A 22,265-nucleotide genomic window follows, 5' to 3' on the forward strand; every position below is an offset into this window, starting at 1 on the left:
CGGAAGATATTCTTTAGTTTAGCAAATTTTCGCTACTTTTAGTACATAAATAAATACCTCAAAACACTTTTATTCCTACTTCAAGTAACCACATTATTCACCTCTCAATCAGATTAAAAACAACTAAAAATGGACGATAATAAACCCAAACTCACAAGACAAACTGGAGCACCTGTTGGAGATAATCAAAACGTACAAACTGCAGGACCACGAGGCCCCTTGTTAATGCAAGATGTCTGGTTTCTTGAAAAAATGGCCAACTTTGACAGAGAAGTCATTCCAGAACGACGAATGCATGCTAAGGGTTCTGGTGCTTTTGGTACATTTACCGTTACACATGACATTACTCAATACACCAAGGCGAAAATTTTTAGTGAAGTGGGTAAGAAAACAGAAATGTTTAGCCGATTTTCGACCGTTGCTGGAGAACGAGGAGCTGCTGATGCCGAAAGAGACATTAGAGGTTTCTCATTAAAGTTTTATACCGAAGAAGGAATTTGGGATTTGGTAGGAAATAACACACCTGTATTTTTCTTTCGCGACCCAATGAAGTTTCCCGACTTAAACCGTGCCGTAAAACGCGACCCTAAAACCAATTTGAGAAGTGCTAATAACAACTGGGATTTCTGGACATTACTACCTGAATCGCTGCATCAAGTTACCATTACGATGAGTGACCGAGGCATTCCTGTTGGTTACAGACACATGCACGGTTTTGGGAGTCATACGTTTAGTTTTATCAACAAAGACAATGTGAGACATTGGGTAAAGTTTCATTTTGTGACCCAACAAGGCATTGAAAACCTTTCTGATGAAGAGGCTAAAAAAGTGGTGGGGATGGACAGAGAATCTTCTCAAAGAGACCTTTTTGATGCTATTGACAAAAAAGATTTCCCAAAATGGAACATGTTTGTTCAGATAATGACTGAAGAAGAAGCAAAAACATACCGCTTTCATCCGTTTGATTTAACAAAAGTATGGTCTAAAAAAGATTTTCCGCTGATTCCTGTTGGCGAATTTGAATTGAATAGAAATCCCGAAAACTATTTTCAAGATGTTGAGCAAGCGGCTTTCAATCCAACAAATGTGGTTCCTGGAATAAGTTTTTCGCCAGATAAAATGCTTCAAGGACGCTTGTTCTCTTATGGTGATGCACAACGGTACAGATTGGGCGTCAATCATTATCAAATTCCTGTAAACAAGCCAACCTGTCCTTATCATTCCAATCATAGAGATGGAACGATGCGGGTAGATGGCAACCATGGTGGCACGTTACATTACAACCCCAACAGCTATGGCGAATGGCAGGAACAGCCTGATGCAAAAGAACCGCCTTTAGAACTAGAGGGTAGCGCTTATGCACACAATTTTAGAGATGATGACGAAGATTATTTTACACAGCCGGGCAATTTATTCCGCATTATCAAAGCGGATGGCAAAGCCCATCTATTGTTTAGCAATACCGCCGCTCAAGTAGGTGGTGCAGAACAATTTATTCAAATTCGTCACATCAGAAACTGCTTTAAAGCAGACCCTGAATACGGACAAGGTGTGGCAAATGCATTGGGCTTAACGATGAATGAAGTAGACAGCTTCGACATGACACCTTATGATAAATGGGCACCACGACCAAGTAACAGGTAGGTTTTCTGAAAACTTTTAAACCAAGCAGAAGTTACTAGTAAAAGGAAATACTAATTTGCAGTTGCCGCAAGGAGTTTGCGTCAAGAATGTACCACAACTTGTAGAAATTCAAAACAAAGCTACGCATTTTATCAGTACACGAGGATTATACCTTAACGAAACCTCCATCTGCTGCTCTTTTGCAACGAGTACCTACTTCTGTCTATATCCTAATTGCTTTGCTTCGTGCCTCGCAATGACGAGTAAACCGCACTTCCAAACCATATAAAAAGCCCTACTTTCTAAAATAGAAAGTAGGGCTTTCACATTAAAAAACGCTAAGCAAGTAGTTATTAGCCAACACTACCCTGTAACCACACCCGAGATAAAAGCACTCCAAGGACCTGCTTCTCCACGAGCATTTTCCCAACGAAGTCTGTAATAAAACGTTTTTCCGGCATCATTAAAAGAAAATTTATGCACATAAGGCGAAGAGGCATCACTGGCTAGTAAACGCATTTCTCGTTCATCAACAGGAGGAGTAATTCCTTCTTTACAAAAAATTTGGCACCCACGCACTTTGTTAGGCTTGCCCCGTTTTCCATCTTCATCGGTAAACGTGATTTTATGCTCCAAAAGATTATCGTTATGTACTTCTCCTACAGGACGAGTGGTAGGTACTCCAGCAGGAGTACGTGTAGTATTGGGCTTGTGCAAATTTAAAATCGCTCGGTCATTTAAAGTCAATGCACTTTGCGGTATATCGTCATACACACTTCTCAAACTGCTTTTAAGGCGGTCCAAGACCTCATTTTTTTCTGCTACAACTAGCTTGGTACTCGTTTCATCATCTTGCGATTTCGGATAAATAATTATCCATTCATCTAGTTCAGCCTTTAGTAAATCAATGTTTTCGTCTGAAACATTCAAACGTTTTGCATTTAATATTAAATGCTTAATGGAAGAGTTAAAATATAAACTCATCTCTGCTTCCTTTGTTGGAAATATACCTCGTCTATTCATAAAAATAAATATTGAATTAATATGTAGTTTTTTTGATTATTCAATCGAAATTATTCTGTCGCAGTACTTTCAAAAAGCCAAATCTCATTCAAAAAAGATTTGTAAAAACATTCTGTACATGTACGGAGACTTTCTGTACATGTACGGAAACATTCTCTACGTGTACGGAGACTTTCTGTACATGTACGGGAACATTCTGTACATGTATGGAAACATTCTGAACATGTACGGAAACATTCTGTACATGTACGGAAACATTCTGTACGTGTACAGAAACCCTAAAATCACGTCTTAAAGCACAAAAAACACGTGTTCTACTTTAGGGGAAACCTAACCGCGCTTTACCTAAGCAATGTGAAACCCTTGGGAAAGACCCCGAAGGTGAGTAAATACAAGCACCAAGTAGTGCTTTTTTTTATTATAAGTCCTGTATTCATTGTAAACGCTGTGTTAAAGGTCATTGCAACAAATTCTGAATGTAGTAGTACTTTATAAACCAAGGTTTTAAGTGGCTACGTTATTTTTGAACTATATAATGAAAAAGGGAGGTGTTTTGTGGTGTGATGGAGGGTTTAATAAACGGTTTTGTGTTTTGAGGGGGGATTTTTTATATATTTGGGAATGTAATTGACGTGAAAAGTTTTATGAACTTGGGTGTATTTAATAGTTGTACTTAATTTTAAAAACCTAGCAAACCGAAACATAGATTATTGAAAAATGACTAAGAAGATTTTAAGACCAATATTGATTTCAATAATTCAAATTGTCGGAATAGCAGTAATGCACCATAGTTTGTATCATTTTTATCCCATATATCATAAGTCGGTTGGATTTGGATTGACTATTTATTACACAGGAATTATTTTCATTATTTCAATTTTTGCGTTTAATTTTTATCTGCAGTTTTTTAAAAGAAATGTTTATCTAATTGCATTTGCTCTCTTGAAAGCTACTAGTATTTTTCCATTATTAGCATTTGAGTATAGACCTCTCAGAAGTTTGCTTTTAATTATCCTAGCTCTTTTTGGATTCTTATCTTCATTAGTTTACAGTAAGTGGAAAACTGAAAATAAACTTGAACCTAAAAAAAAATTTCACAGAGAAATTGAGAAATATTTTAACGCATTATCAGAAAATAAAATTCCAGTTGATTTGATGACGGAACTAATTCATAAAATTACCGATTCACAATATGCTGACTATAAACGATTCTGGAATCAATATCCAAAATCAAGAAAACGATATTCAAAACTTAAACTTGAGGACTTAAATCATCCTTTTACTCATTACTCGATAACAGCCTTTTTTAAGGATAAAGAATTTGAAAATTATAAAAAATACTCTATGATACTTTTGAAACTGACTGAGAAAGAATTTATTGATTACGAAATAAAAAAACATCAATACGAAACGAAATAAAAAACCGCGCACGACCGCCATTTTGCTCTAGCTGGAATTTAATGGAATTATCGTTCCGCATCAAGTTTTCGTTAAGCCGAAAACTGAGCGGTTACGAACTTCCAGCCATCTCAAAGAAGCAAAATGTTATGCATAATACCGAAAATGAAAAACCTACTGACATTAATATTATTAATAATTGGATTAAAGGTATTTGCTACACCACAAATACCTAACATTTTAATTTATAATGGAAAGGAATATGAATGGAACGGCTATAGTCCAGCTTTTAAATATTTTGAGCTAAACAATTTTCAAGCACCAGAAGAAGCTGTTATTACTACTGGAAACTATTCTGTTTTTATAATGACATACGAAATAGTTGACCGAAAACTATATTTAATAGACGTGGAAATTGAAGTGGAACAAGAATCTGAATATGGTTCTGAATATCCGCCAGATTTGGTAAGTAAATCAGTTTTCAAAAACTACTTTCCGAATCAGAAAAGAATTCTAATGGACTTCTATTCTACTATTCAACTAATTCCATACGGAGAAATTATCGAAGTAACTAAAAACGATTGGACTGACATTCATTGGGAGGATTATTTAGTATTCGAAATAAAGAATGGAACTGTAACAACTTAACTTGAATTTAAACAGTTCAACAGACTGAAAAGAAAACTATTTAGAGCATTCAAAAAAACAACTGAATATCAAAAAACCATCGAACTTGAAAAAGACAATCTTAATGGATTTAATGAATTTCGACCAAACAAATTTACGATGGACGAATATTTGGAATTGATTATTTTGAGACTAATAAATCGATTAAAATAAAGCATTATGTACAATCGAGTAGACTGCCCCGCTAGAAACTAGCAAGGAGAGCCTCTCAAAGAACAATAAAAAATTAATACACCTTGAATGAAATAACAAATTAAATACAACGACATGTATAACTTTGGAAAATTAACATACACCATTCTAATTTTGATTTGCACTACTGGATTAGGAGTCAGTATTTACCAAATAGCATGGGGTAATTTACATTCCTTTAAATCTGCCTATTCAGAACTAGTTGTTCCATTTGTATTTTTGGGTTGTGCAATTCTATTTATTATAAAAATAAATTCATTGTATTTTAAAAAGAAATAAAACAGTAATTATATATCGCATAACCCGATAGCAAGGGGAAAAACATCATCGGACTTGTCTTTATAAGATGGGAAATTTATAAACGAATAAAATGCGGCACATAACGAGCAGAATGCCCCTCTAGAAACACTATCGCAAAAAAACAACCATTGAAATACTTCAGCTTTCTCCCCCGTCCAAAAACACTGGTATTCCTTTCATAAATACTTCTATATGTCGTAAATTGCGGCCTATCTAAAGATAATATCATGACAAACCCTACAATCGTTCCTTATATAAAAGAAGTTTTGAAAAATATGCCAGCCGGCTGGTTAAGTACCACCACGCATCGACTGGATATTTACGACGAACAGTTGGCAAAAACACAATTCTTAGACCAGTTTGAAGCTTTATACAAAAATAATAATGCCGATCCTGCAGCGTTAAACGCTTTACCCACTGCTTATGATTACATACGGTTGGGACATCCTTTATCTTGTGTTTTGGAATGGAGCATTGCAAAGGCAAATGATTTACTTTCGGAAAACGTGATTAGTTTTTCGTCGAAAACGGTTCCTGTTTTAGCGGTGTTAAGAAAGAATTTACTAGCTCATAAAAACACACAAATCCTTTATACAGATGAATTACCAGCCTGTTTTGATGCAGAAGTTGTAAAAAACATTTACGGATATCACTTTGAATTAAAGAAAGTAACTGCTTCTGAAGTTATTCCTGCATTTGAGGGAAGTACGATTTATATTACGAACGACCCTACATTTGGCGCTGTTGATTTGCCAAAAGAAGTGAACTTTCACATCAGTTTGCACGGTCGTTTGGGAAGTGTTTTACTCGTAAATGGAGTACAAAACCAAGACTATGTTTCCGACATTCAGCATGTGAGACGAAGAGAAACCATAGCTATGACGCCTGATGATTCCCTTACTGCTTTACAGGCATTGGTTAATCAGACTTCTGTTGCTGAAAATGATACGAATACGGAGGCGAACAAAAGTTCGGTTGTACAATCTATTCAATCTATCACAGGAACAAGTGGAAATCCGCTCGTTGCTTCAAGTGGGTTGTCTATTCAATATGCCATTTTGATGGGATTAATTCACGATGCCAAGGAAAAGCACAAAGGAAAAGCAATAAAAATTGTGGTTCCTCCCAATTGTTATGGAGGTACAAATGACCAAGCCAGACGTGTTGCTGCTTGTCTGGATAATGTTGAAATCGTAGACTTATTAGTGGACGGCGATAACGACATGGTGCAAAGTATTGCGTATGTTTTGAATGAAATTGCCAAAGAAGACGCCATTCCTTATATCATTGCGGAAATCCCGACCAATCCCAGAGTTGAAGTGCCGGACCTTTTAGATTTGAAAGCCGTTTTAACTAAAGAACGCAAAACCCCGAGTGGCTCCATTGCGATTGACCCTGTGTTTATATTGGATCAAACCTTCTGTCCGAATGTACACTTTTTAGGTGAAGGCGAAGTACTTTCAACAGTGAGAACCATTTCATTTGCCAGTGGATCTAAATTCCCAAGTGGCGGACAATGTACGGCTGGTTATTGTGTAGGTAATGCTAAAACGGATGCGTTGATGGAGAAAATTGCGCAACACCTCGCACTTTGCGATAATGAAGCGACGGCTCTTCAATATGAAATATTGGCAAAACAATTGCCTTCCATGAATCAGCGGATTATTGATGCTTATAAAAATACCCGTGAATTTGTACATTATATACATGAAGTTTTACCGGAAGCGAAAATAAATTTTGTTTCAGAGGAATTAGCCGAAGAAGGCTTTACTCCTTCTGTCTTTTCATTAGACCTTCCTACAAAAGGTACAACAGCTGCAGAAAAGGAAGCCCATAAGAGAGATTTGAATTTGAAATTAATTCATTTGATGATTACAAAAATCCCTGACGAAAGTAAATTCTGTGTCAGTTACGGTCAATTAAAAGGCTGTTATTGGACTATTCCTGCTACCTCAACCCAAGGAACCACGAAGGAAGGCGACAAAGATTATATTGTTCGGGCGTCACTTTCTGGAGATATGGATTTAGAGTTGCACAAAAAAGTCTTCTTAGAATTTGTAGAGGAATACAGCAGATAACATATCCCTTACCTTGAGGTTTAACTATAAAAAATGCCCTGATTTTACTAGTCAGGGCATTTTTATTACTCGTAATAGGTAGATTTTAAATTCTTTTCAATAGAAATAAATTAATAGGATTACCTCTTAATCACTTTCTTAGTAAATAGAGTTCCATCTGCAAATACCTTTAAAAAGTAAATTCCGCTTTGAAGATGTGATAAATCAATTTTATTTGAATTTAGGGCTGTACTTATTTTGGCACCTAACATAGTGTACACTTCTACCCTGTCAATTTCGACATCCATTGAAATCTTCACCATTCCCGATGTTGGATTTGGACTTACTGTAAATTCTATTGCAGTAAATTTATTATTACTCAACACAGAACACGCTACATTTATTTCTGAATTTAATTCAATTGGAATTCCAGGAGTTAAGTCTTTTCCTGTAAAAGCCGCGTAATCTGGACTGTATTTCGTGGCTCTGAATAGCGTATTTGCCGCTGGCGGATTTCCACCTTGAGTTGCTATGACACCAGTAGCGTTATGAACGGGATTTATGTATTCCCAAACGACATTTTCTTGGTTGTCAATTTCAAATATTTTACCTTTAATCCCTTCACATATTAATATATTTCCATTGGGTAAACGCTCTGCTCCACTTAATATATGCGAGTAAAAAGGAGATGGTGTCTCGCTTGTATCTGAATAAATATAATCTGGAGCTGTAGGGCCAAAAGTGCCATTAGATTCTAGAATATAGGTTCCAGGAGCATTCGAAGGTACATCTAAAATGTACACTTCAGAAAAAGCGGGTTGTCTATCATTTCCATTATTAAATACCATCAATTTACCTTCGTCAAGAAGTCCGTCAGCAATCCAATGTGGATAATGCTGTCCATATAATTTTCGATCCCCATCTGTACCTTTTTTGTATGCTTGTGGATTTCCCCACCGCCAAAGTATATTACCGCCCTTACCGTATAGACCCCCGGTATCCGTTAAGACTTCAGCGGTTGTGGTTGAATGGTCAATAATGTAAATTTCGCTTAAATTTCTTGAACTCAATAAAATTTGGTCAAGAGCTGCATTGTATTGTACGGAGTTTATGTGCAACCAGTTCGAATTGCCGCCCGTTTGGTAAATGAAGTTAATATCTAATTTGTTAGGATTTTCAGAAACTACTCCAAAATTATCTTTTGTGGAATCAAAGTCTTGTATAAAATGGTCTTTCATGTCCCATTTCCAGACCACTATACCTTGATCTGAACCTACAGGTTGTACCTCAACAATTTGTTCCGAATATAAAACATCCTGAGGTAGCGAATCGGGATCTCTCCCCGCTTGAATTGCTTCGGCATTAGACATCATGTTTGCTGCTAATATTAGAACATTTCCATTTGGCATCGGAAAAATATCGTGGTGTTGACGGTTTTGTGGCGTGTCATAAAAGTATTGCCAAATCAAATTACCATCCCAATTGTACAACTCAACAACTCCCCCTTGTCCACCAAAAGAGATGTCACTAGAGTCCGTTCTTCCGGTTCGTAATAAATTTCCGTTCTCTAACAAATAAACCGAATTCCCTGGATTAAATGTACTTCCCCACTGTTTTACAACTTGGCCACAATTGTTTACGAGAAACGTTTTGGTATTTGACGTAAATAGTGTGTAACCATTGTAAGCTTGGGAAATATTCCTGATAACTCCAACTGTATTTTGCGAGAAAACAATGACCGAAAATAACAAGCAGAAATAAAGAAGTATCTTTTTAATCATTTGAATTTTTTCTTTCAAAACTACTCTAATATTTATATTTCATTTCAATTTCTGAGCACTTTAACAAAAACTAGACTAAGAACTTGTTATTATTTTTAAAAATGTATTAAGTTGCAATACATTGGGAACTTCCCATTTTTAAAAATGCCAATTCATTTATTTTAAACATAAATCTTAATTAGTAATGAACCTAAACACTCCCACAATACGACTTTACGAATCACATGATAAATTTGAATTATTACATTTACTAGATTTGAATACACCCACCTATTTTGCAGCATCAGAAAGAGCTGACTTAGAGCACTATCTTGAAAACGAGCGTGAATTGTATTATGTTATTTCTTTTGAAAACCAAATAATAGGTTGTGGCGGTATCAATTTTGAAGAAGAAAAAACCATTGCCATCATCAGTTGGGACATCATACATCCTGATTATCAAGGGAAATCATTTGGAAGTTTATTGCTAAAACACCGACTTTCTGAATTGCAGTCCATTACTACTATCCAGAAAATAATTGTTAGAACTTCTCAGCTCACACATTTGTTCTATGAAAAGCATGGCTTTGTCTTGAAAGAGAAAATTACTGATTACTGGGCCCTGGGGTTTGATTTGTATTATATGGAATACCTAGAATTCTAATTTCATTTTAATACTTACCTTTTAAAATAAATAAAAATTCACCTTTCGCATTGCCGTAATTATTTAGCTACTGTGAAAATATTCCAATTTACTGTCTTTATGTTTAGCTTTTTCTCAGTAGTTCTATCAATGTTCAGTTGAAGTGAACCTTTTCTCCAGAACCCAATGAAAAGCACTTTACTGCTTTTCTAGCTACAATGGAGAAAGAAATGATTTGGAGTTGAGTGAATAATTGTAAACGGTATTGGGCTACTTTACTTTGATGATAATTGTCTAAAAAATGAGTTCAAAAGAACTCGTTTTTCGTTTAAATGGACAAAACTCTATCAAATTTATAAAAGCCTTTAAAGCAGAAGTAACAATTTTTCCTACAATTTTATGTTAAGAAAATTGAAATAAAAAAACTATTTTTACTGTCAAATAAAAATACAATGAACAGATTTCTAAGTCTCCTATTTATTTTATCTTATTCACTGATTTCAGCCCAAGCTCCTTTTCCACATATAACTAGTTCAACATTTAATGCAGAAAGAGTAGCGAGTTTTGGAGTTCTTGATGTATCAACTGATTTTTTGGAAATTACTAATTCAAGTCAATTTGATGGTTCATTTATTCCAAGTATTTGGGCTCATCAGCAGTCGGACAATCGCTTCGTATTACGTCACTTTGCTACCACAAATACTACACAAGATTTTGGAACTATTCCTCTAATGATTTTCAGAACTGAAATTAGAAATAATTTAAATATGATTGCACCATCTGGTGGCTCTTTCCCTTGGGGTACTACTGCTAGTAATGTTGCTACAAGACCTTTATTTGCCTGGGAAAATGGCAATGTTCAATTAATGCGAATTTTAGCAAATGGTTTTGTGGGTATTGGTACCACAACTCCCACAGCTTTATTACATACTTTTGGAACAGTGAGACTACAAAATTTAGCTGATTCTACAAATCCATTTAAGTTACTTGGAACAGATACTAATGGAAATGTTTTTGAATTTAATCCTGCCGCGATTGGTGGCGGAACTACAAATGATTTCGATTGGCTTAAAACCGATGGAGGTTTTCCAGGTTCAATCGATGACAATATTTACACCAATGGAAATGTGGGAATCAACGTAGTAAATCCCACTGCAAATTTAAACACGAATGGAACTTTAAAATTTGAAAACCTAGCCGATTCCACAAATCCATTTAAGATTCTGGGAACAGATACTACCGGAAATGTTTTTGAATTTAACCCTACTGAATTGGCGAGCGGAGGAACTAGTGATTTTGATTGGCTTAAAACCGATGGAGGTTTTCCAGGTTCAATCGATGACAATATTTACACCAATGGAAATGTGGGAATCAACGTAGTAAATCCCACTGCAAATTTAAACACAAATGGCTCTTTAAAATTTGAAAACCTAGCCGATTCCACAAATCCATTTAAGATTCTGGGAACAGATACTACCGGAAATGTTTTTGAATTTAACCCTACTGAATTGGCGAGCGTAGGAATTAGTGATTTCGATTGGCTTAAAACCGATGGAGGTTTTCCAGATTCAATCGACGACAATATTTACACCAATGGAAATGTGGGAATCAATGTAGTAAATCCCACTGCAAATTTAAACACGAATGGAACTTTAAAATTTGAAAACCTAGCCGATTCCACAAATCCATTTAAGATTCTGGGAACAGATACTACCGGAAATGTTTTTGAATTTAACCCTACTGAATTGGCGAGCGTAGGAATTAGTGATTTCGATTGGCTTAAAACCGATGGAGGTTTTCCAGATTCAATCGACGACAATATTTACACCAATGGAAATGTGGGAATCAATGTAGTAAATCCCACTGCAAATTTAAACACGAATGGAACTTTAAAATTTGAAAACCTAGCCGATTCCACAAATCCATTTAAGATTCTGGGAACAGATACTACCGGAAATGTTTTTGAATTTAACCCTACTGAATTGGCGAGCGTAGGAATTAGTGATTTCGATTGGCTTAAAACCGATGGAGGTTTTCCAGATTCAATCGACGACAATATTTACACCAATGGAAATGTGGGAATCAATGTAGTAAATCCCACTGCAAATTTAAACACGAATGGAACTTTAAAATTTGAAAACCTAGCCGATTCCACAAATCCATTTAAGATTCTGGGAACAGATACTACCGGAAATGTTTTTGAATTTAACCCTACTGAATTGGCGAGCGTAGGAATTAGTGATTTCGATTGGCTTAAAACCGATGGAGGTTTTCCAGATTCAATCGACGACAATATTTACACCAATGGAAATGTGGGAATCAATGTAGTAAATCCCACTGCAAATTTAAACACGAATGGAACTTTAAAATTTGAAAACCTAGCCGATTCCACAAATCCATTTAAGATTCTGGGAACAGATACTACTGGAAATGTTTTTGAATTTAACCCTACTGAATTGGCGAGCGGAGGAACTAGTGATTTTGATTGGCTTAAAACCGATGGCACTTCAGCAACTTCTATAAATGATGCTATTTATACTAATGGAAAAGTGGGAATAAACACAAATGTTTTTCCAAGCGAAGTTGGTGATGTAGACGTTCGTTCTTATAGTTTATATGCTAAAGGTGGAATTCTGACTGAAGAAGTTAGAGTAGCATTAAGTTCGGAATGGGCTGACTTTGTATTTGATAAAGAATACCAGTTAGACCCATTAGAAAAAGTGGAACAATTTATCATAGAAAACAAACATTTAAAAGACATTCCAAGTGCGGAAGAAGTGAAAAAAAATGGTGTCGAACTTGGCGAAATGAATAAACTTTTGCTGCTTAAAATTGAAGAATTAACCTTATATGTGATTGAAATGAATAAAAAAATAGAATTGCAAGATAAAGAGATTTTAAAACTCAAAGCAAAATGAAAATTCTAATTCTAATATTCTTTTTAACAATTTTCAATAACTCTATTGGTCAATTAGTAGACTCTGAATGTAAAGAGAGTTTTGAGTTAAATGGCTTTGAAACAAATTCCAATTTTAACTACAATGCGCAAGTTGCGATACTTACAAAAAACAATTATAAAGTTAGTGTTACAAATGGTGAAATTAGATTAAAAGCAGGTAACGTAATTGTATTAAAACCCAGTACTTATATACAAAGTAGTTCTGTGTTTTTGGCAAGAATTGAGACTTGCGTTATTTGCGACCTTACATTTTCCTACCCAAAATTTTTTACACCAAATGGAGATAGTTATAATGATTATTGGAAAATAGATTGGGCAAACTTAACTGATTTCTCTACAATAACTATCTTTGACCGGTATGGGAAATTAATAAAAACATTAAACTCTCCTAATGAATATTGGGATGGGACCTACAACCAGAATGAAATTTTTTCAACCGATTACTGGTTTAAATTAATTTATACAGATTGCAACGGAATAAGAAAAGAGTACCAGTCACACTTTTCATTAAAAAGATAATTTATGGGAATAGTTAAAGATGTTTTATATAAAGCTTCAAATAAAAATTTATTAAGTGTTTTTAAGAATCAAAGTATTTTTCCTTACTATCATCTTGTACGGGATAATCAAGTGCCTCACATTACACATTTATATCCGTATAAAAATAGCAAACAATTTTTAGCGGATTTAGACCTTTTGTCCGCTAATTATAAATCGCTGCATCCAAAAGATTTGTTAGAAAATAAAAAATCAGGTAATACTTTTTTACTTACCTTCGACGACGGATTACATGAAATATACAGTGTAATTTTTCCTATTTTAAAAGAAAAGAAAATTAATGCTGTGTTTTTCATCAACCCCAATTTTGTAGAAAATAATGAAGGTTTATATAAGCATTACATAAGTATAATTATCACTCATTTAGATAAATCAAATTATGATTCTGATTCCTTACTGAAAATTAGTAAAGTTTTTAATTTCACGTTTAATAATGTGAATGAGTTCAAGAAAAATTTTATTGGCATACCCTATTCACAGCGCGAAAAAGTAAAAGAAGTATTGACGCTTTTAAATCTCGACATACATTCGTATTTAAAAAATGAGCAACCCTATATCACAAAAAAGCAAATTCAAGAAATGATCGATGCTGGTTTTTATTTTGGCGGCCACACAATGAATCATCCACCCTTGCATCAATTATCACATCAGGAACAAAAAAAAGAAATCATAGATTCAGTGGATTGGTTGCGACAAAATTTTAATATTGATTATTCGTTTTTTGCATTTCCATTTTCTGATAAGGCGGTTTCAAAAACATTATTACAAGAACTTTTTACATACGACAAAGACATCATATTATTTGGGAATTCGGGTTTAAAAAAAGATATTGATAGTCGAATTATTCAACGATTTTCATTAGAAAATCCCACAAAAAACACAGCTAAACAAATTGTAACCGAGAACCTTTATAAATACTTCAATAAATTGATTGGTAAATATAATATCCAAAGAAAATGATTGAAATTAAAATAATATATAAAAAAGATATTCCGGAATTGCTTTCAAATAAATCCTTCTGGAGTCATTCTTTTCTATCGATTAGTAAGCATCGCCTTTATGCGCATTTAAATAATCCACATCTTGAAAATAATGATATTGTTTTATTATTGTCTTATTTGAATGAGGAATTAGTAGGTTACATGGGTGTTTTAACTGACCAAATTACTTTAGATGGACAACTAAAAAAGATTGGGTGGCTTTCGACTTGGTGGGTTCATCCAAAAACGAAAGGAAGTGGTATTGGACGAGAAATTCTAAATACCATGCATGCAAAACTTGACGGACAAATAGGTATTTCGCAGTTTACACCTAGTGCGAAAAGGGTTTATGATAAATCAGGATATTTTACCACATTGAAAGAACAAATTGGTTTGAAAGCCGTTTTACGAAGTAATTTTTCTTTCGTAATTCCAGCTCTTTATCCCAAAACAGAAAAGTTTGGATTTTTATTTAATCAAGTTGACTATTTCATCAACTTTTTTGTAAATATAAAGTTAGCGGTTCAAAAAATAGGGATTGAAAGCAATTTAAAAAAATTTCGTGTTGAATACCTTAATACGATAGATAATGAAACATTAAAATTTATCAATCAATTCAACAAAACGGATCTTTCGAACAAGGGAGCTTCTTTTTTTGAGTGGTTAAAAGCGTATCAATGGGTTCAAGAAGCACCTTTGCTGCAGTGGACTGATAAAAGCAAGTATGCATTTTCAATGTATGATAAGGAATTTGGCTTTTCGTTTATCAAGGTTTATAAAGAACAAACTGTAATCGGTTTTGTCGTTTTGCAAAAAAGAAACTATGTTTCGAAAGTGCTTTTTACTTATTATGATGATTTCAAATATGCTGCTGAAATTGCAAACATTATTAAACTGCAAGCAATTATTCAAAATACAAGAGAGATAATTTGTTATGACGAAGCCATTTGCAAGCAATTTAAAAAGAATTCCATTTTTCTATATCAGACAAAGAAAATCAAACAATCGATTATTTCTAAAGCGTTTAACAAGACCAACTTTGATGATATTCGAATGCATTTTGGTGATGGAGATTGTTCTTTTGCTTAAATAGACTTTTTCTAATAAAAAATGAGTCCAATTTCTTGAACTCATTTCTCTATAACTATAATTGATAATATTTACTCCAGAGAAGCTAAATAACGTTCTGCATCCAAAGCAGCCATGCAACCCGTTCCTGCAGCAGTAATGGCTTGACGATATACATGATCCGCAGCATCTCCGCCTACAAAAACACCTTTTACATTTGTTTTCGAAGTTCCAGGAATGTTTTTGATGTATCCTGTTGCATCTAATTCCAAATAATCTTTAAAGATATCCGTATTTGGTTTGTGACCAATAGCTACAAAAAATCCTGTAGATGGAATTACTTTCTCTTGATTTAGTGTTTTATCTAATACTTTTACACCCGTCACTACTTGTTCATCACCCAAAACTTCTACCGTTTCGGTGTTCAATAGGATTTCAATGTTTTCAGTTTTTCTTACTCTATCTTGCATAATTTTAGAAGCTCTAAAATTTTCAGTACGCACTAACATCGTTACTTTTTTACACAATTTAGAAAGATAATGTGCTTCTTCACAAGCAGAATCTCCAGCACCTACAATTACAACTTCTTGGTTTCTGTAGAAAAATCCATCACAAATGGCACATGCAGAAACTCCACCACCCATTTGCAAATAATGTTGTTCTGAAGGCAATCCTAAATATTTTGCCGAAGCTCCAGTAGAAATAATAACTGTCTCACAATGAATTTCTTTCTCGTCATTAACCCAAACTTTATGAATTGGACCTGAAAAGTCAACTTTTGTAACCCATCCATCACGAACATCGGCACCAAATCGTTCCGCTTGAGCTTGCAATTGAATCATCATTTCTGGCCCCGTTATTCCTTCAGGATTACCCGGCCAGTTTTCTACTTCATTAGTTGTAGTTAATTGTCCTCCAGGCTGTGTCCCCTGATACAATACTGGAAACATATTTGCTCTAGATGCATAAATTGCCGCAGTATATCCTGCAGGGCCTGAACCTATAATTAGGCATTTTATTTTTTCAATTGTAGTTGACATATTTTTTAGAATTCTATTAATGGATGCAAATGTAGCCTAAATTTGAAAATTTTTATACCGATTGCGATAACTTTTAACTATTGTAAAATAATATTTTAAATATATAAATTTCCGTTGCAAAAGTAGAATATTTGTTTATCTTTGCAACCGCTTTCGGGGTGTAGCGTAGCCCGGTTATCGCGCCTGCTTTGGGAGCAGGAGGTCGCAGGTTCGAATCCTGCCACCCCGACAAAAAAGCCGAACAATTTTATTTGTTCGGCTTTTTTTATGCGTAAAAACTAACAACACAAGTTGTCGCGTCCCGATGAATAATCTTAGGGATAAAAGTTTCGAATCCCGTTTTTAAGAATTCACTTGAGGTTTTTTTTACATGCTTTACAAAAAATAAAAAAACGCGTGAAAAACATATTTTATCCTGAAACATCAGGACTGACTGAATTCGAAATCTTGAGATTGCTTCGTGCCTCGCAACGACAGATCAAGCGGAAAGCGGGAATATGAATTATAAAAACACACTACTGACTTGCTCCAAATAAAAAACCCTTTTAATATGATAATTAAAAGGGTTTTAAAAATATAATTTTAGATTTTAGTAATCTCTATTGACGTCGAACGCTTCTAGGTATTCTGCTACACGTTTTACAAAACTTCCTCCTAAAGCTCCATCTACCACTCGGTGGTCATATGAATGCGACAGGAACATTTTTTGACGGATTCCGATAAAATCGCCTTCTGGAGTTTCAATAACAGCCGGCACCTTTCGAATCGCTCCAAGAGCAAGGATTCCAACTTGTGGTTGACTGATAATTGGTGTTCCGAAAACGCTTCCAAAAGTCCCCACATTCGTAACAGTGTACGTTCCACCTTGTGTATCGTCTGGCTTAAGTTTTCCTGCTTTTGCACGTCCACCTAAATCATTAACTGCTTTAGCCATTCCCACTAAATTCAACTGGTCTGCATTTTTAATTACAGGTACAATTAAATTACCGTTCGGTAATGCCGCTGCCATTCCAAGATTGATGTTTTTTCTTTTGATGATGTAATCACCATCTACAGAAATGTTCATTCCTGGGAAATCCTTCAAGGCTTTAGCTACAGCTTCCATCATAATTGGCGTAAAAGTCAGTTTTTCACCTTCCCGTTTTTCGAACGCTCCTTTTACTTTATCTCTCCATTTCACGATATTCGTTACATCTACTTCGATAAACGATTGTACGTGTGCCGAAGTTTGAATGGACGCCACCATATAACCAGCAATCAGTTTTCGCATTCGGTCCATTTCGACAACCTCATCTCCACCATTTACGGAAACTGGAGCTGCTTTAGCTGCAGTTGCAGGTTGTGCTTTTGGTGCAGCTGGTTGAGCAACAGTTGGTAAAACGTGGTCCTTAGCGATAGCTTTTTGGTCAGAAACATATTTTAAAATATCATCTTTAGTAACCCTGCCGTCCTTTCCTGAACCTGCAATAATTTCTAATTCAGCAACTGAAATCCCTTCTTCTTTAGCAATGTTTTTAACTAAAGGTGAAAAGAATTTGTCTGAATCATTGAAGTTTGTTGGTGCAACTGTTTCCTTTACATATTCCACTTCTTTCTCAATAGTTGCAACTGCAGCTGGAACGTCAGTTGAAGGTGTTTCATTTCCCTCACCTGAAACTTCAATAATTGCAATGGTTTGACCCACCTGAACTACATCGTCAACTTGAAATAAAATTTCTACAAGTTTACCTGAAACCTCTGAAGGAACTTCAGAGTCAACTTTATCAGTAGCAATTTCTAAAACTGCTTCATCCGCTTCAATAAAATCTCCGACGTTTTTAAGCCAGTTGGTAATGGTTGCTTCTGCAACGCTTTCTCCCATTTTAGGAAGTTTCAATTCAAACTTTGCCATATTATTAACCTAAAGTTGTGTTTTTAAATCTTGATTGCAAAATTAGTGATTTAATCTTCACTTTATAAAGAATACATTAATTTTTTATGTGTAGAATTTCTCCTCTATCGATTGAATTATTGCTTCCTATTAGATAATTCGAATCAGGAATGTAATTCTTAAATGTTAAATTTACCGCATTATTTAAATTCATGAAATTAATGATGTCGTGAAAGAGAAAGGAATTTGCGTCAAAAATGATTTCAGTAGTCGTGCTCAAATCATTTTTAAATTGAGAAAAGTCATCCAAATAGAGCTCTTTTTTACTTAAATTGAATTTCAAATTGTCTTTCGAAAAAATGACATATTCCTCAATTTCTTTTTTGATTTCTGTCTTTTGATTTTTCTTTATTAATGAAAATGAAAATGCTCCCACTTTCATAAAATAATCAAATGCAAGAGACTTTTTAAAGTGTTTTTTGTAGAAAAACTGCATCGCTTCTTGAAAACGTTTCATATACTTTTCGTCGCGAATCGTACTTTCACCTTTATAATGAATAACAGTAGTTTCGTGGAAATAATAATTTGATTTGCCTCGCTGTAAAACCATATAACTTAAGTCGATGTCGTCGGAATACATAAAGCAATTTTCATCAAAACCTCCTATTTCAGTATACAATTCGCGTTTCATTACCATAAAGGCTCCCACAAGAATTTCCACTTTTCCTGTTTCATTTTCGGATAAATGTTGGGCATAATATTTTCCAAACAAGTTTGAAATTTTATACAAGCCAAAGATTTTTGTAACAGCAACCCACGGTGTTGGAATTCCGCGTTTTGATTCCGGTAAGAAATTTCCTGTTCCGTCAATCAATTTACAACCTACAATCCCTAAATCTGATTTTGTTTCGGCGAAAGCCAACACTTTCTCAAAAGTATCTTCGGCAACAACCGTATCTGGATTTAGGATACAAAGGTATTTTCCGTTTGCTTTTTCAACTCCAATATTATTTCCTTTTGGAAAACCAGTATTTTCTTTGTTTTCAATTAAAATTACGTTTGGAAATAATGTTTTAACCATCTCGCAACTGTGGTCAGGCGAGTTATTGTCGATTACGATAATTTCGGCATCGAGGTTCTGAATGGCTTTTTGAACGCTTCTGATGCATTGTTCCAAGAAATAGCGAACGTTATAATTAAGAATGATGACTGATAATTGCATAAAGCAAATATAATAGGATTTACAGTTTTAAAAATAGTGAAAGAGATTATTATCCTATTTTTAATTTAAGTACCAAAAAAAGTAATTTATGGACTGTCAAAGAAATCATTTGTTTTTCTAACCCTTTTATCATTTTTAGTGATTTCTTCATCCGGGTCCATTTTATTTTTACCTACTTTTTTATTCTTTCTCGTTTTTTCCTCTTTTCGCTCTTTTTTATCCAATTTATCTTTCTCTTTTTCTGGAATATATTCTTCACCGCACCCTACCACTTCCTGAATCAGGATTTCTTCATTTTTTTCGTAAGGAGTCATTACCGGTCTTGGACCACTAATTTTTAGACCAAAAAGATAAAAAGTTTTAAAAACACCTACTTCGCAAGGACCGTTTCCCAAGACGGGTGGCAAGCCATAAGTGTATATTTTACCAAAAAAGGGACGTTTGGTTTCTTCTTTTTTCTGAACATGATTCTCAGCCGTTTTAACTGTATCTTGTTGACGACTAAAATAAACCCTCCCACTTTCCAGCCTTTCTAACGATAAACATACCCTTACCTTCTCATTAGAATAACTTACGGAGTAAATTAAACTTATGAGAAACAGATGAAGTAAGAAAACACTATTCTTTTTAAGGGATTTCATAAGTATAATTGTTAAACAAATACGAATGCATAATTTAAGGACGATTCACTTTTTAATCGTTAATCCAATGCAAGAGTATCAAAAACATATGAATGTTAAAATAGCCAAATCTAAATTGATAGTACTACTATTCAAGCTTTTGATTCATAAATAATTATTAAATTAACAACTCAAATGTACAAATTTTTATTGAAAAACGCACACTCTTTTGTCGTGAGTATCTGCCTTTATCCTTCATTTGAATAATATAGTAGCAAATTTATAAGGTAAATATCAGGAATGATTAAAGTTTAAAACCGAAAGTACAAACTATTGCCTACTTTTGCACTTCAAAATTTAGTCGCTTGGACTACACAAAACATTGAATACTATATAATGAATTACCTTTCAGTCGAGAATATATCAAAATCATTTGGAGAACGTACGCTTTTTAAAGACATTTCTTTTGGGATCAACAAAGACCAGAAAATTGCTTTTATTGCGAAAAATGGTTCGGGGAAAACGTCTATTATGAAAATAATTAACGGCGAAGACGAATCCGATACGGGTCAAGTGGTGATCAGAAAAGATATTAAGATGGCGTTTTTGTCGCAGGACAATAATTTGCAGGAAGAATTGACGATTGAGGAAAGTATTTTTGCTTCGGATAACGAGGTTTTAAAAGTGATTCACCAGTACGAAAAAGCCTTGGAACATCCGGAAGACGAGGAAGCGTATCAACGTGCTTTTGACGGAATGGACGCTCACAATGCGTGGGATTTTGAAACGCAGTTTAAGCAAATTTTGTTCAAATTGAAGTTGGAAGATTTCAGTTTGAAAGTAAAAAACCTTTCAGGAGGTCAGAAAAAAAGACTTTCGTTGGCGATTGTTTTAATCAACCGTCCGGACTTGTTGATTCTTGATGAACCTACGAATCACTTGGATTTAGAGATGATTGAATGGCTGGAAAGTTATTTTGCCAAAGAAAATATTACGTTGTTTATGGTCACGCACGACCGTTTCTTTCTAGAACGCGTTTGTAACGAAATTATCGAATTAGACAACGGAAAATTATACCAATACAAAGGAAATTACTCTTATTATTTAGAGAAAAAAGAGGAACGTCTTGCCTCTGAAAACGCAAGTGTAGACAAAGCACAAAACTTGTTCAAGAAAGAATTAGACTGGATGCGTCGCCAACCAAAAGCAAGAACTACGAAGTCGAAATCGCGTCAGGATGATTTTTATGTAATTAAAGAAAAAGCGGAAAGCCGTCGAAAAGAAAACCAAGTTGAACTGGAAATCAACATGGAACGCATGGGAAGTAAGATTATTGAGTTGCACAAAATTTCGAAGAAATTTGGCGATAAAGTAATTTTAGACAACTTTAGTTTTGATTTTCAACGTGGCGAACGTATTGGAATTATTGGTAAAAACGGAACGGGAAAATCGTCGTTTTTGAATTTACTGACGGGAACGCTTCCGCTTGATAGTGGAAAAGTGGTGGTTGGTGAAACGATTAAAATTGGTTATTACACTCAAAGTGGTATCAATCCGAAACCGGGACAACGTGTGATTGATATTATTAAGGAATACGGCGAATACATTCCGTTGACGAAAGGTAAAATTATTTCGGCTTCGCAGTTGTTGGAGCGTTTTCTTTTTGACAGCAAAAAACAATATGATTTTGTCGAAAAATTGAGCGGTGGCGAGTTGAAACGTTTGTACTTGTGTACGGTTTTGATTCAGAATCCTAACTTTTTGATTCTCGATGAGCCAACCAATGATTTGGATATTGTAACCTTGAACGTTTTAGAAAGTTTCTTGCTGGATTATCCGGGATGTTTGTTGGTGGTTTCGCACGACCGTTACTTTATGGACAAAATTGTCGATTACCTTTTTGTGTTTAGAGGCGAAGGCGAAGTGGAGAATTTCCCTGGAAATTATTCTGATTTTAGAGCCTACGAAGACAGTGCCGACGTGCAACAAAAAGAGGACAACAAAGCCGATAAAAAAGCGTGGAAACAAAATAACCCAACGGGTAACTTAACGTTCAACGAACAGAAAGAATACCAAAAGCTAGAACGTGAAATCAAGGATTTAGAAATTGATAAAAGCAAAATCGAGCTTTTGTTTTCTGAAGGAAAAGTGGCAGATGCAGATATTGAGAAAAAAGCAAATGAATTGCAAGTGATTATTCAGAAAATGGAAGATAAGGAAGAACGATGGTTTGAACTTTCTGCGAAAATGGAGGAATAAGGTTTT

17 protein-coding genes and 1 tRNA gene are annotated in these 22,265 nt (G+C 34.7%); 12 read left to right on the top strand and 6 right to left on the bottom strand.

Annotated elements, in window-relative coordinates; all coding sequences use genetic code 11:
* Nucleotides 1-129 precede the first annotated feature (129 nt).
* A complete protein-coding gene (locus ACQ5J2_RS16285) occupies nt 130-1,644 on the top strand; it encodes a catalase (RefSeq protein WP_432671526.1) in 1,515 nt (504 codons plus the stop codon).
* A 342-nt stretch (nt 1,645-1,986) separates the two neighbouring features.
* On the opposite strand, the gene ACQ5J2_RS16290 is transcribed toward ACQ5J2_RS16285, so the two are convergent.
* Nucleotides 1,987-2,646, bottom strand: a complete 660-nt coding sequence (locus ACQ5J2_RS16290) for a hypothetical protein (RefSeq protein WP_432671527.1) — start codon at nt 2,644-2,646, stop codon at nt 1,987-1,989.
* Between the two features lie 118 nt (nt 2,647-2,764).
* Here ACQ5J2_RS16290 and ACQ5J2_RS16295 point away from each other — a divergent pair, with 118 nt between their 5' ends.
* From ACQ5J2_RS16295 to ACQ5J2_RS16310, 4 genes are all read left to right on the top strand, one after another.
* Nucleotides 2,765-2,941 carry a hypothetical protein gene (locus ACQ5J2_RS16295; RefSeq protein ID WP_432671528.1) on the top strand — a complete coding sequence of 59 codons (177 nt, stop codon included), beginning with the start codon at nt 2,765-2,767 and terminating at the stop codon, nt 2,939-2,941.
* Nucleotides 2,942-3,363: 422 nt separating this feature from the next.
* On the top strand, nt 3,364-4,065 hold the full coding sequence (locus ACQ5J2_RS16300) for a hypothetical protein (protein ID WP_432671529.1): 702 nt from the start codon (nt 3,364-3,366) through the stop codon (nt 4,063-4,065).
* Nucleotides 4,066-4,209: 144 nt separating this feature from the next.
* Nucleotides 4,210-4,692 carry a hypothetical protein gene (locus ACQ5J2_RS16305; protein ID WP_432671530.1) on the top strand — a complete coding sequence of 161 codons (483 nt, stop codon included), beginning with the start codon at nt 4,210-4,212 and terminating at the stop codon, nt 4,690-4,692.
* Nucleotides 4,693-5,450: 758 nt separating this feature from the next.
* Nucleotides 5,451-7,301 (top strand): cystathionine beta-synthase, encoded by a 1,851-nt coding sequence (locus ACQ5J2_RS16310; protein ID WP_432671531.1) that lies wholly within the window; start codon nt 5,451-5,453, stop codon nt 7,299-7,301.
* A gap of 119 nt (nt 7,302-7,420) precedes the next feature.
* Here ACQ5J2_RS16310 and ACQ5J2_RS16315 read toward each other — a convergent pair whose 3' ends face one another.
* The gene (locus tag ACQ5J2_RS16315) at nt 7,421-9,061 is read right to left on the bottom strand and encodes an aryl-sulfate sulfotransferase (RefSeq protein WP_432671532.1); all 1,641 of its coding nucleotides are present in this window, start codon (nt 9,059-9,061) and stop codon (nt 7,421-7,423) included.
* A 184-nt stretch (nt 9,062-9,245) separates the two neighbouring features.
* Here ACQ5J2_RS16315 and ACQ5J2_RS16320 point away from each other — a divergent pair, with 184 nt between their 5' ends.
* From ACQ5J2_RS16320 to ACQ5J2_RS16340, 5 genes are all read left to right on the top strand, one after another.
* Nucleotides 9,246-9,704 carry a GNAT family N-acetyltransferase gene (locus ACQ5J2_RS16320; protein WP_432671533.1) on the top strand — a complete coding sequence of 153 codons (459 nt, stop codon included), beginning with the start codon at nt 9,246-9,248 and terminating at the stop codon, nt 9,702-9,704.
* Nucleotides 9,705-10,135: 431 nt separating this feature from the next.
* Complete coding sequence (locus ACQ5J2_RS16325; RefSeq protein ID WP_432671534.1) at nt 10,136-12,601, top strand: hypothetical protein; 2,466 nt, start codon at nt 10,136-10,138, stop codon at nt 12,599-12,601.
* Entirely contained in the window at nt 12,598-13,161 is a 564-nt protein-coding gene (locus tag ACQ5J2_RS16330) for a T9SS type B sorting domain-containing protein (RefSeq protein ID WP_432671535.1), read from the top strand. Before ACQ5J2_RS16325 ends, ACQ5J2_RS16330 begins: the two co-directional genes overlap by 4 nt.
* A 3-nt stretch (nt 13,162-13,164) precedes the next feature.
* Nucleotides 13,165-14,160: a polysaccharide deacetylase family protein gene (locus ACQ5J2_RS16335; RefSeq protein ID WP_432671536.1), complete on the top strand. Its 996-nt coding sequence runs from the start codon at nt 13,165-13,167 to the stop codon at nt 14,158-14,160.
* The gene (locus ACQ5J2_RS16340; protein ID WP_432671537.1) at nt 14,157-15,269 is read left to right on the top strand and encodes a GNAT family N-acetyltransferase; all 1,113 of its coding nucleotides are present in this window, start codon (nt 14,157-14,159) and stop codon (nt 15,267-15,269) included. The genes ACQ5J2_RS16335 and ACQ5J2_RS16340 overlap by 4 nt, the downstream gene beginning before the upstream one ends.
* A 71-nt stretch (nt 15,270-15,340) precedes the next feature.
* On the opposite strand, the gene trxB is transcribed toward ACQ5J2_RS16340, so the two are convergent.
* Nucleotides 15,341-16,288, bottom strand: coding sequence for a thioredoxin-disulfide reductase (gene trxB / locus ACQ5J2_RS16345; protein ID WP_432671538.1), 948 nt, complete (start codon nt 16,286-16,288; stop codon nt 15,341-15,343).
* A gap of 154 nt (nt 16,289-16,442) precedes the next feature.
* Between trxB and ACQ5J2_RS16350 the strand changes: the two genes are divergently transcribed.
* A tRNA-Pro gene (locus tag ACQ5J2_RS16350) sits at nt 16,443-16,517 on the top strand.
* A gap of 360 nt (nt 16,518-16,877) precedes the next feature.
* Here ACQ5J2_RS16350 and ACQ5J2_RS16355 read toward each other — a convergent pair.
* The 3 genes from ACQ5J2_RS16355 to ACQ5J2_RS16365 all read right to left on the bottom strand — a co-directional run bounded on the left by ACQ5J2_RS16355 (nt 16,878) and on the right by ACQ5J2_RS16365 (nt 20,021).
* A complete protein-coding gene (locus tag ACQ5J2_RS16355; protein ID WP_432671539.1) occupies nt 16,878-18,179 on the bottom strand; it encodes a dihydrolipoamide acetyltransferase family protein in 1,302 nt (433 codons plus the stop codon).
* Between the two features lie 76 nt (nt 18,180-18,255).
* Nucleotides 18,256-19,380, bottom strand: coding sequence for a glycosyltransferase family 2 protein (locus ACQ5J2_RS16360; protein WP_432671540.1), 1,125 nt, complete (start codon nt 19,378-19,380; stop codon nt 18,256-18,258).
* Nucleotides 19,381-19,466: 86 nt separating this feature from the next.
* Entirely contained in the window at nt 19,467-20,021 is a 555-nt protein-coding gene (locus tag ACQ5J2_RS16365; RefSeq protein WP_432671541.1) for a hypothetical protein, read from the bottom strand.
* Between the two features lie 375 nt (nt 20,022-20,396).
* Here ACQ5J2_RS16365 and ACQ5J2_RS16370 point away from each other — a divergent pair, with 375 nt between their 5' ends.
* Entirely contained in the window at nt 20,397-22,259 is a 1,863-nt protein-coding gene (locus ACQ5J2_RS16370; RefSeq protein ID WP_432671542.1) for an ABC-F family ATP-binding cassette domain-containing protein, read from the top strand.
* Nucleotides 22,260-22,265: the final 6 nt, after the last annotated feature.

Origin of the sequence: Flavobacterium sp. SM2513 (genome assembly GCF_050908145.1) — a bacterium.
Taxonomy (GTDB): domain Bacteria; phylum Bacteroidota; class Bacteroidia; order Flavobacteriales; family Flavobacteriaceae; genus Flavobacterium.

Coding starts and splice junctions, on each gene's coding strand:
- ACQ5J2_RS16370 (WP_432671542.1), top strand. CDS start 20,397: ATGAATTACCTTTCAGTCGAGAATATATCAAAATCATTTGGAGAACGT.
- ACQ5J2_RS16365 (WP_432671541.1), bottom strand. CDS start 20,021: ATGAAATCCCTTAAAAAGAATAGTGTTTTCTTACTTCATCTGTTTCTC.
- ACQ5J2_RS16285 (WP_432671526.1), top strand. CDS start 130: ATGGACGATAATAAACCCAAACTCACAAGACAAACTGGAGCACCTGTT.
- ACQ5J2_RS16340 (WP_432671537.1), top strand. CDS start 14,157: ATGATTGAAATTAAAATAATATATAAAAAAGATATTCCGGAATTGCTT.
- ACQ5J2_RS16325 (WP_432671534.1), top strand. CDS start 10,136: ATGAACAGATTTCTAAGTCTCCTATTTATTTTATCTTATTCACTGATT.
- ACQ5J2_RS16300 (WP_432671529.1), top strand. CDS start 3,364: ATGACTAAGAAGATTTTAAGACCAATATTGATTTCAATAATTCAAATT.
- ACQ5J2_RS16360 (WP_432671540.1), bottom strand. CDS start 19,380: ATGCAATTATCAGTCATCATTCTTAATTATAACGTTCGCTATTTCTTG.
- ACQ5J2_RS16355 (WP_432671539.1), bottom strand. CDS start 18,179: ATGGCAAAGTTTGAATTGAAACTTCCTAAAATGGGAGAAAGCGTTGCA.
- ACQ5J2_RS16320 (WP_432671533.1), top strand. CDS start 9,246: ATGAACCTAAACACTCCCACAATACGACTTTACGAATCACATGATAAA.
- ACQ5J2_RS16295 (WP_432671528.1), top strand. CDS start 2,765: ATGTACGGAGACTTTCTGTACATGTACGGAAACATTCTCTACGTGTAC.
- trxB (WP_432671538.1), bottom strand. CDS start 16,288: ATGTCAACTACAATTGAAAAAATAAAATGCCTAATTATAGGTTCAGGC.
- ACQ5J2_RS16335 (WP_432671536.1), top strand. CDS start 13,165: ATGGGAATAGTTAAAGATGTTTTATATAAAGCTTCAAATAAAAATTTA.
- ACQ5J2_RS16315 (WP_432671532.1), bottom strand. CDS start 9,061: ATGATTAAAAAGATACTTCTTTATTTCTGCTTGTTATTTTCGGTCATT.
- ACQ5J2_RS16310 (WP_432671531.1), top strand. CDS start 5,451: ATGACAAACCCTACAATCGTTCCTTATATAAAAGAAGTTTTGAAAAAT.
- ACQ5J2_RS16290 (WP_432671527.1), bottom strand. CDS start 2,646: ATGAATAGACGAGGTATATTTCCAACAAAGGAAGCAGAGATGAGTTTA.
- ACQ5J2_RS16330 (WP_432671535.1), top strand. CDS start 12,598: ATGAAAATTCTAATTCTAATATTCTTTTTAACAATTTTCAATAACTCT.
- ACQ5J2_RS16305 (WP_432671530.1), top strand. CDS start 4,210: ATGAAAAACCTACTGACATTAATATTATTAATAATTGGATTAAAGGTA.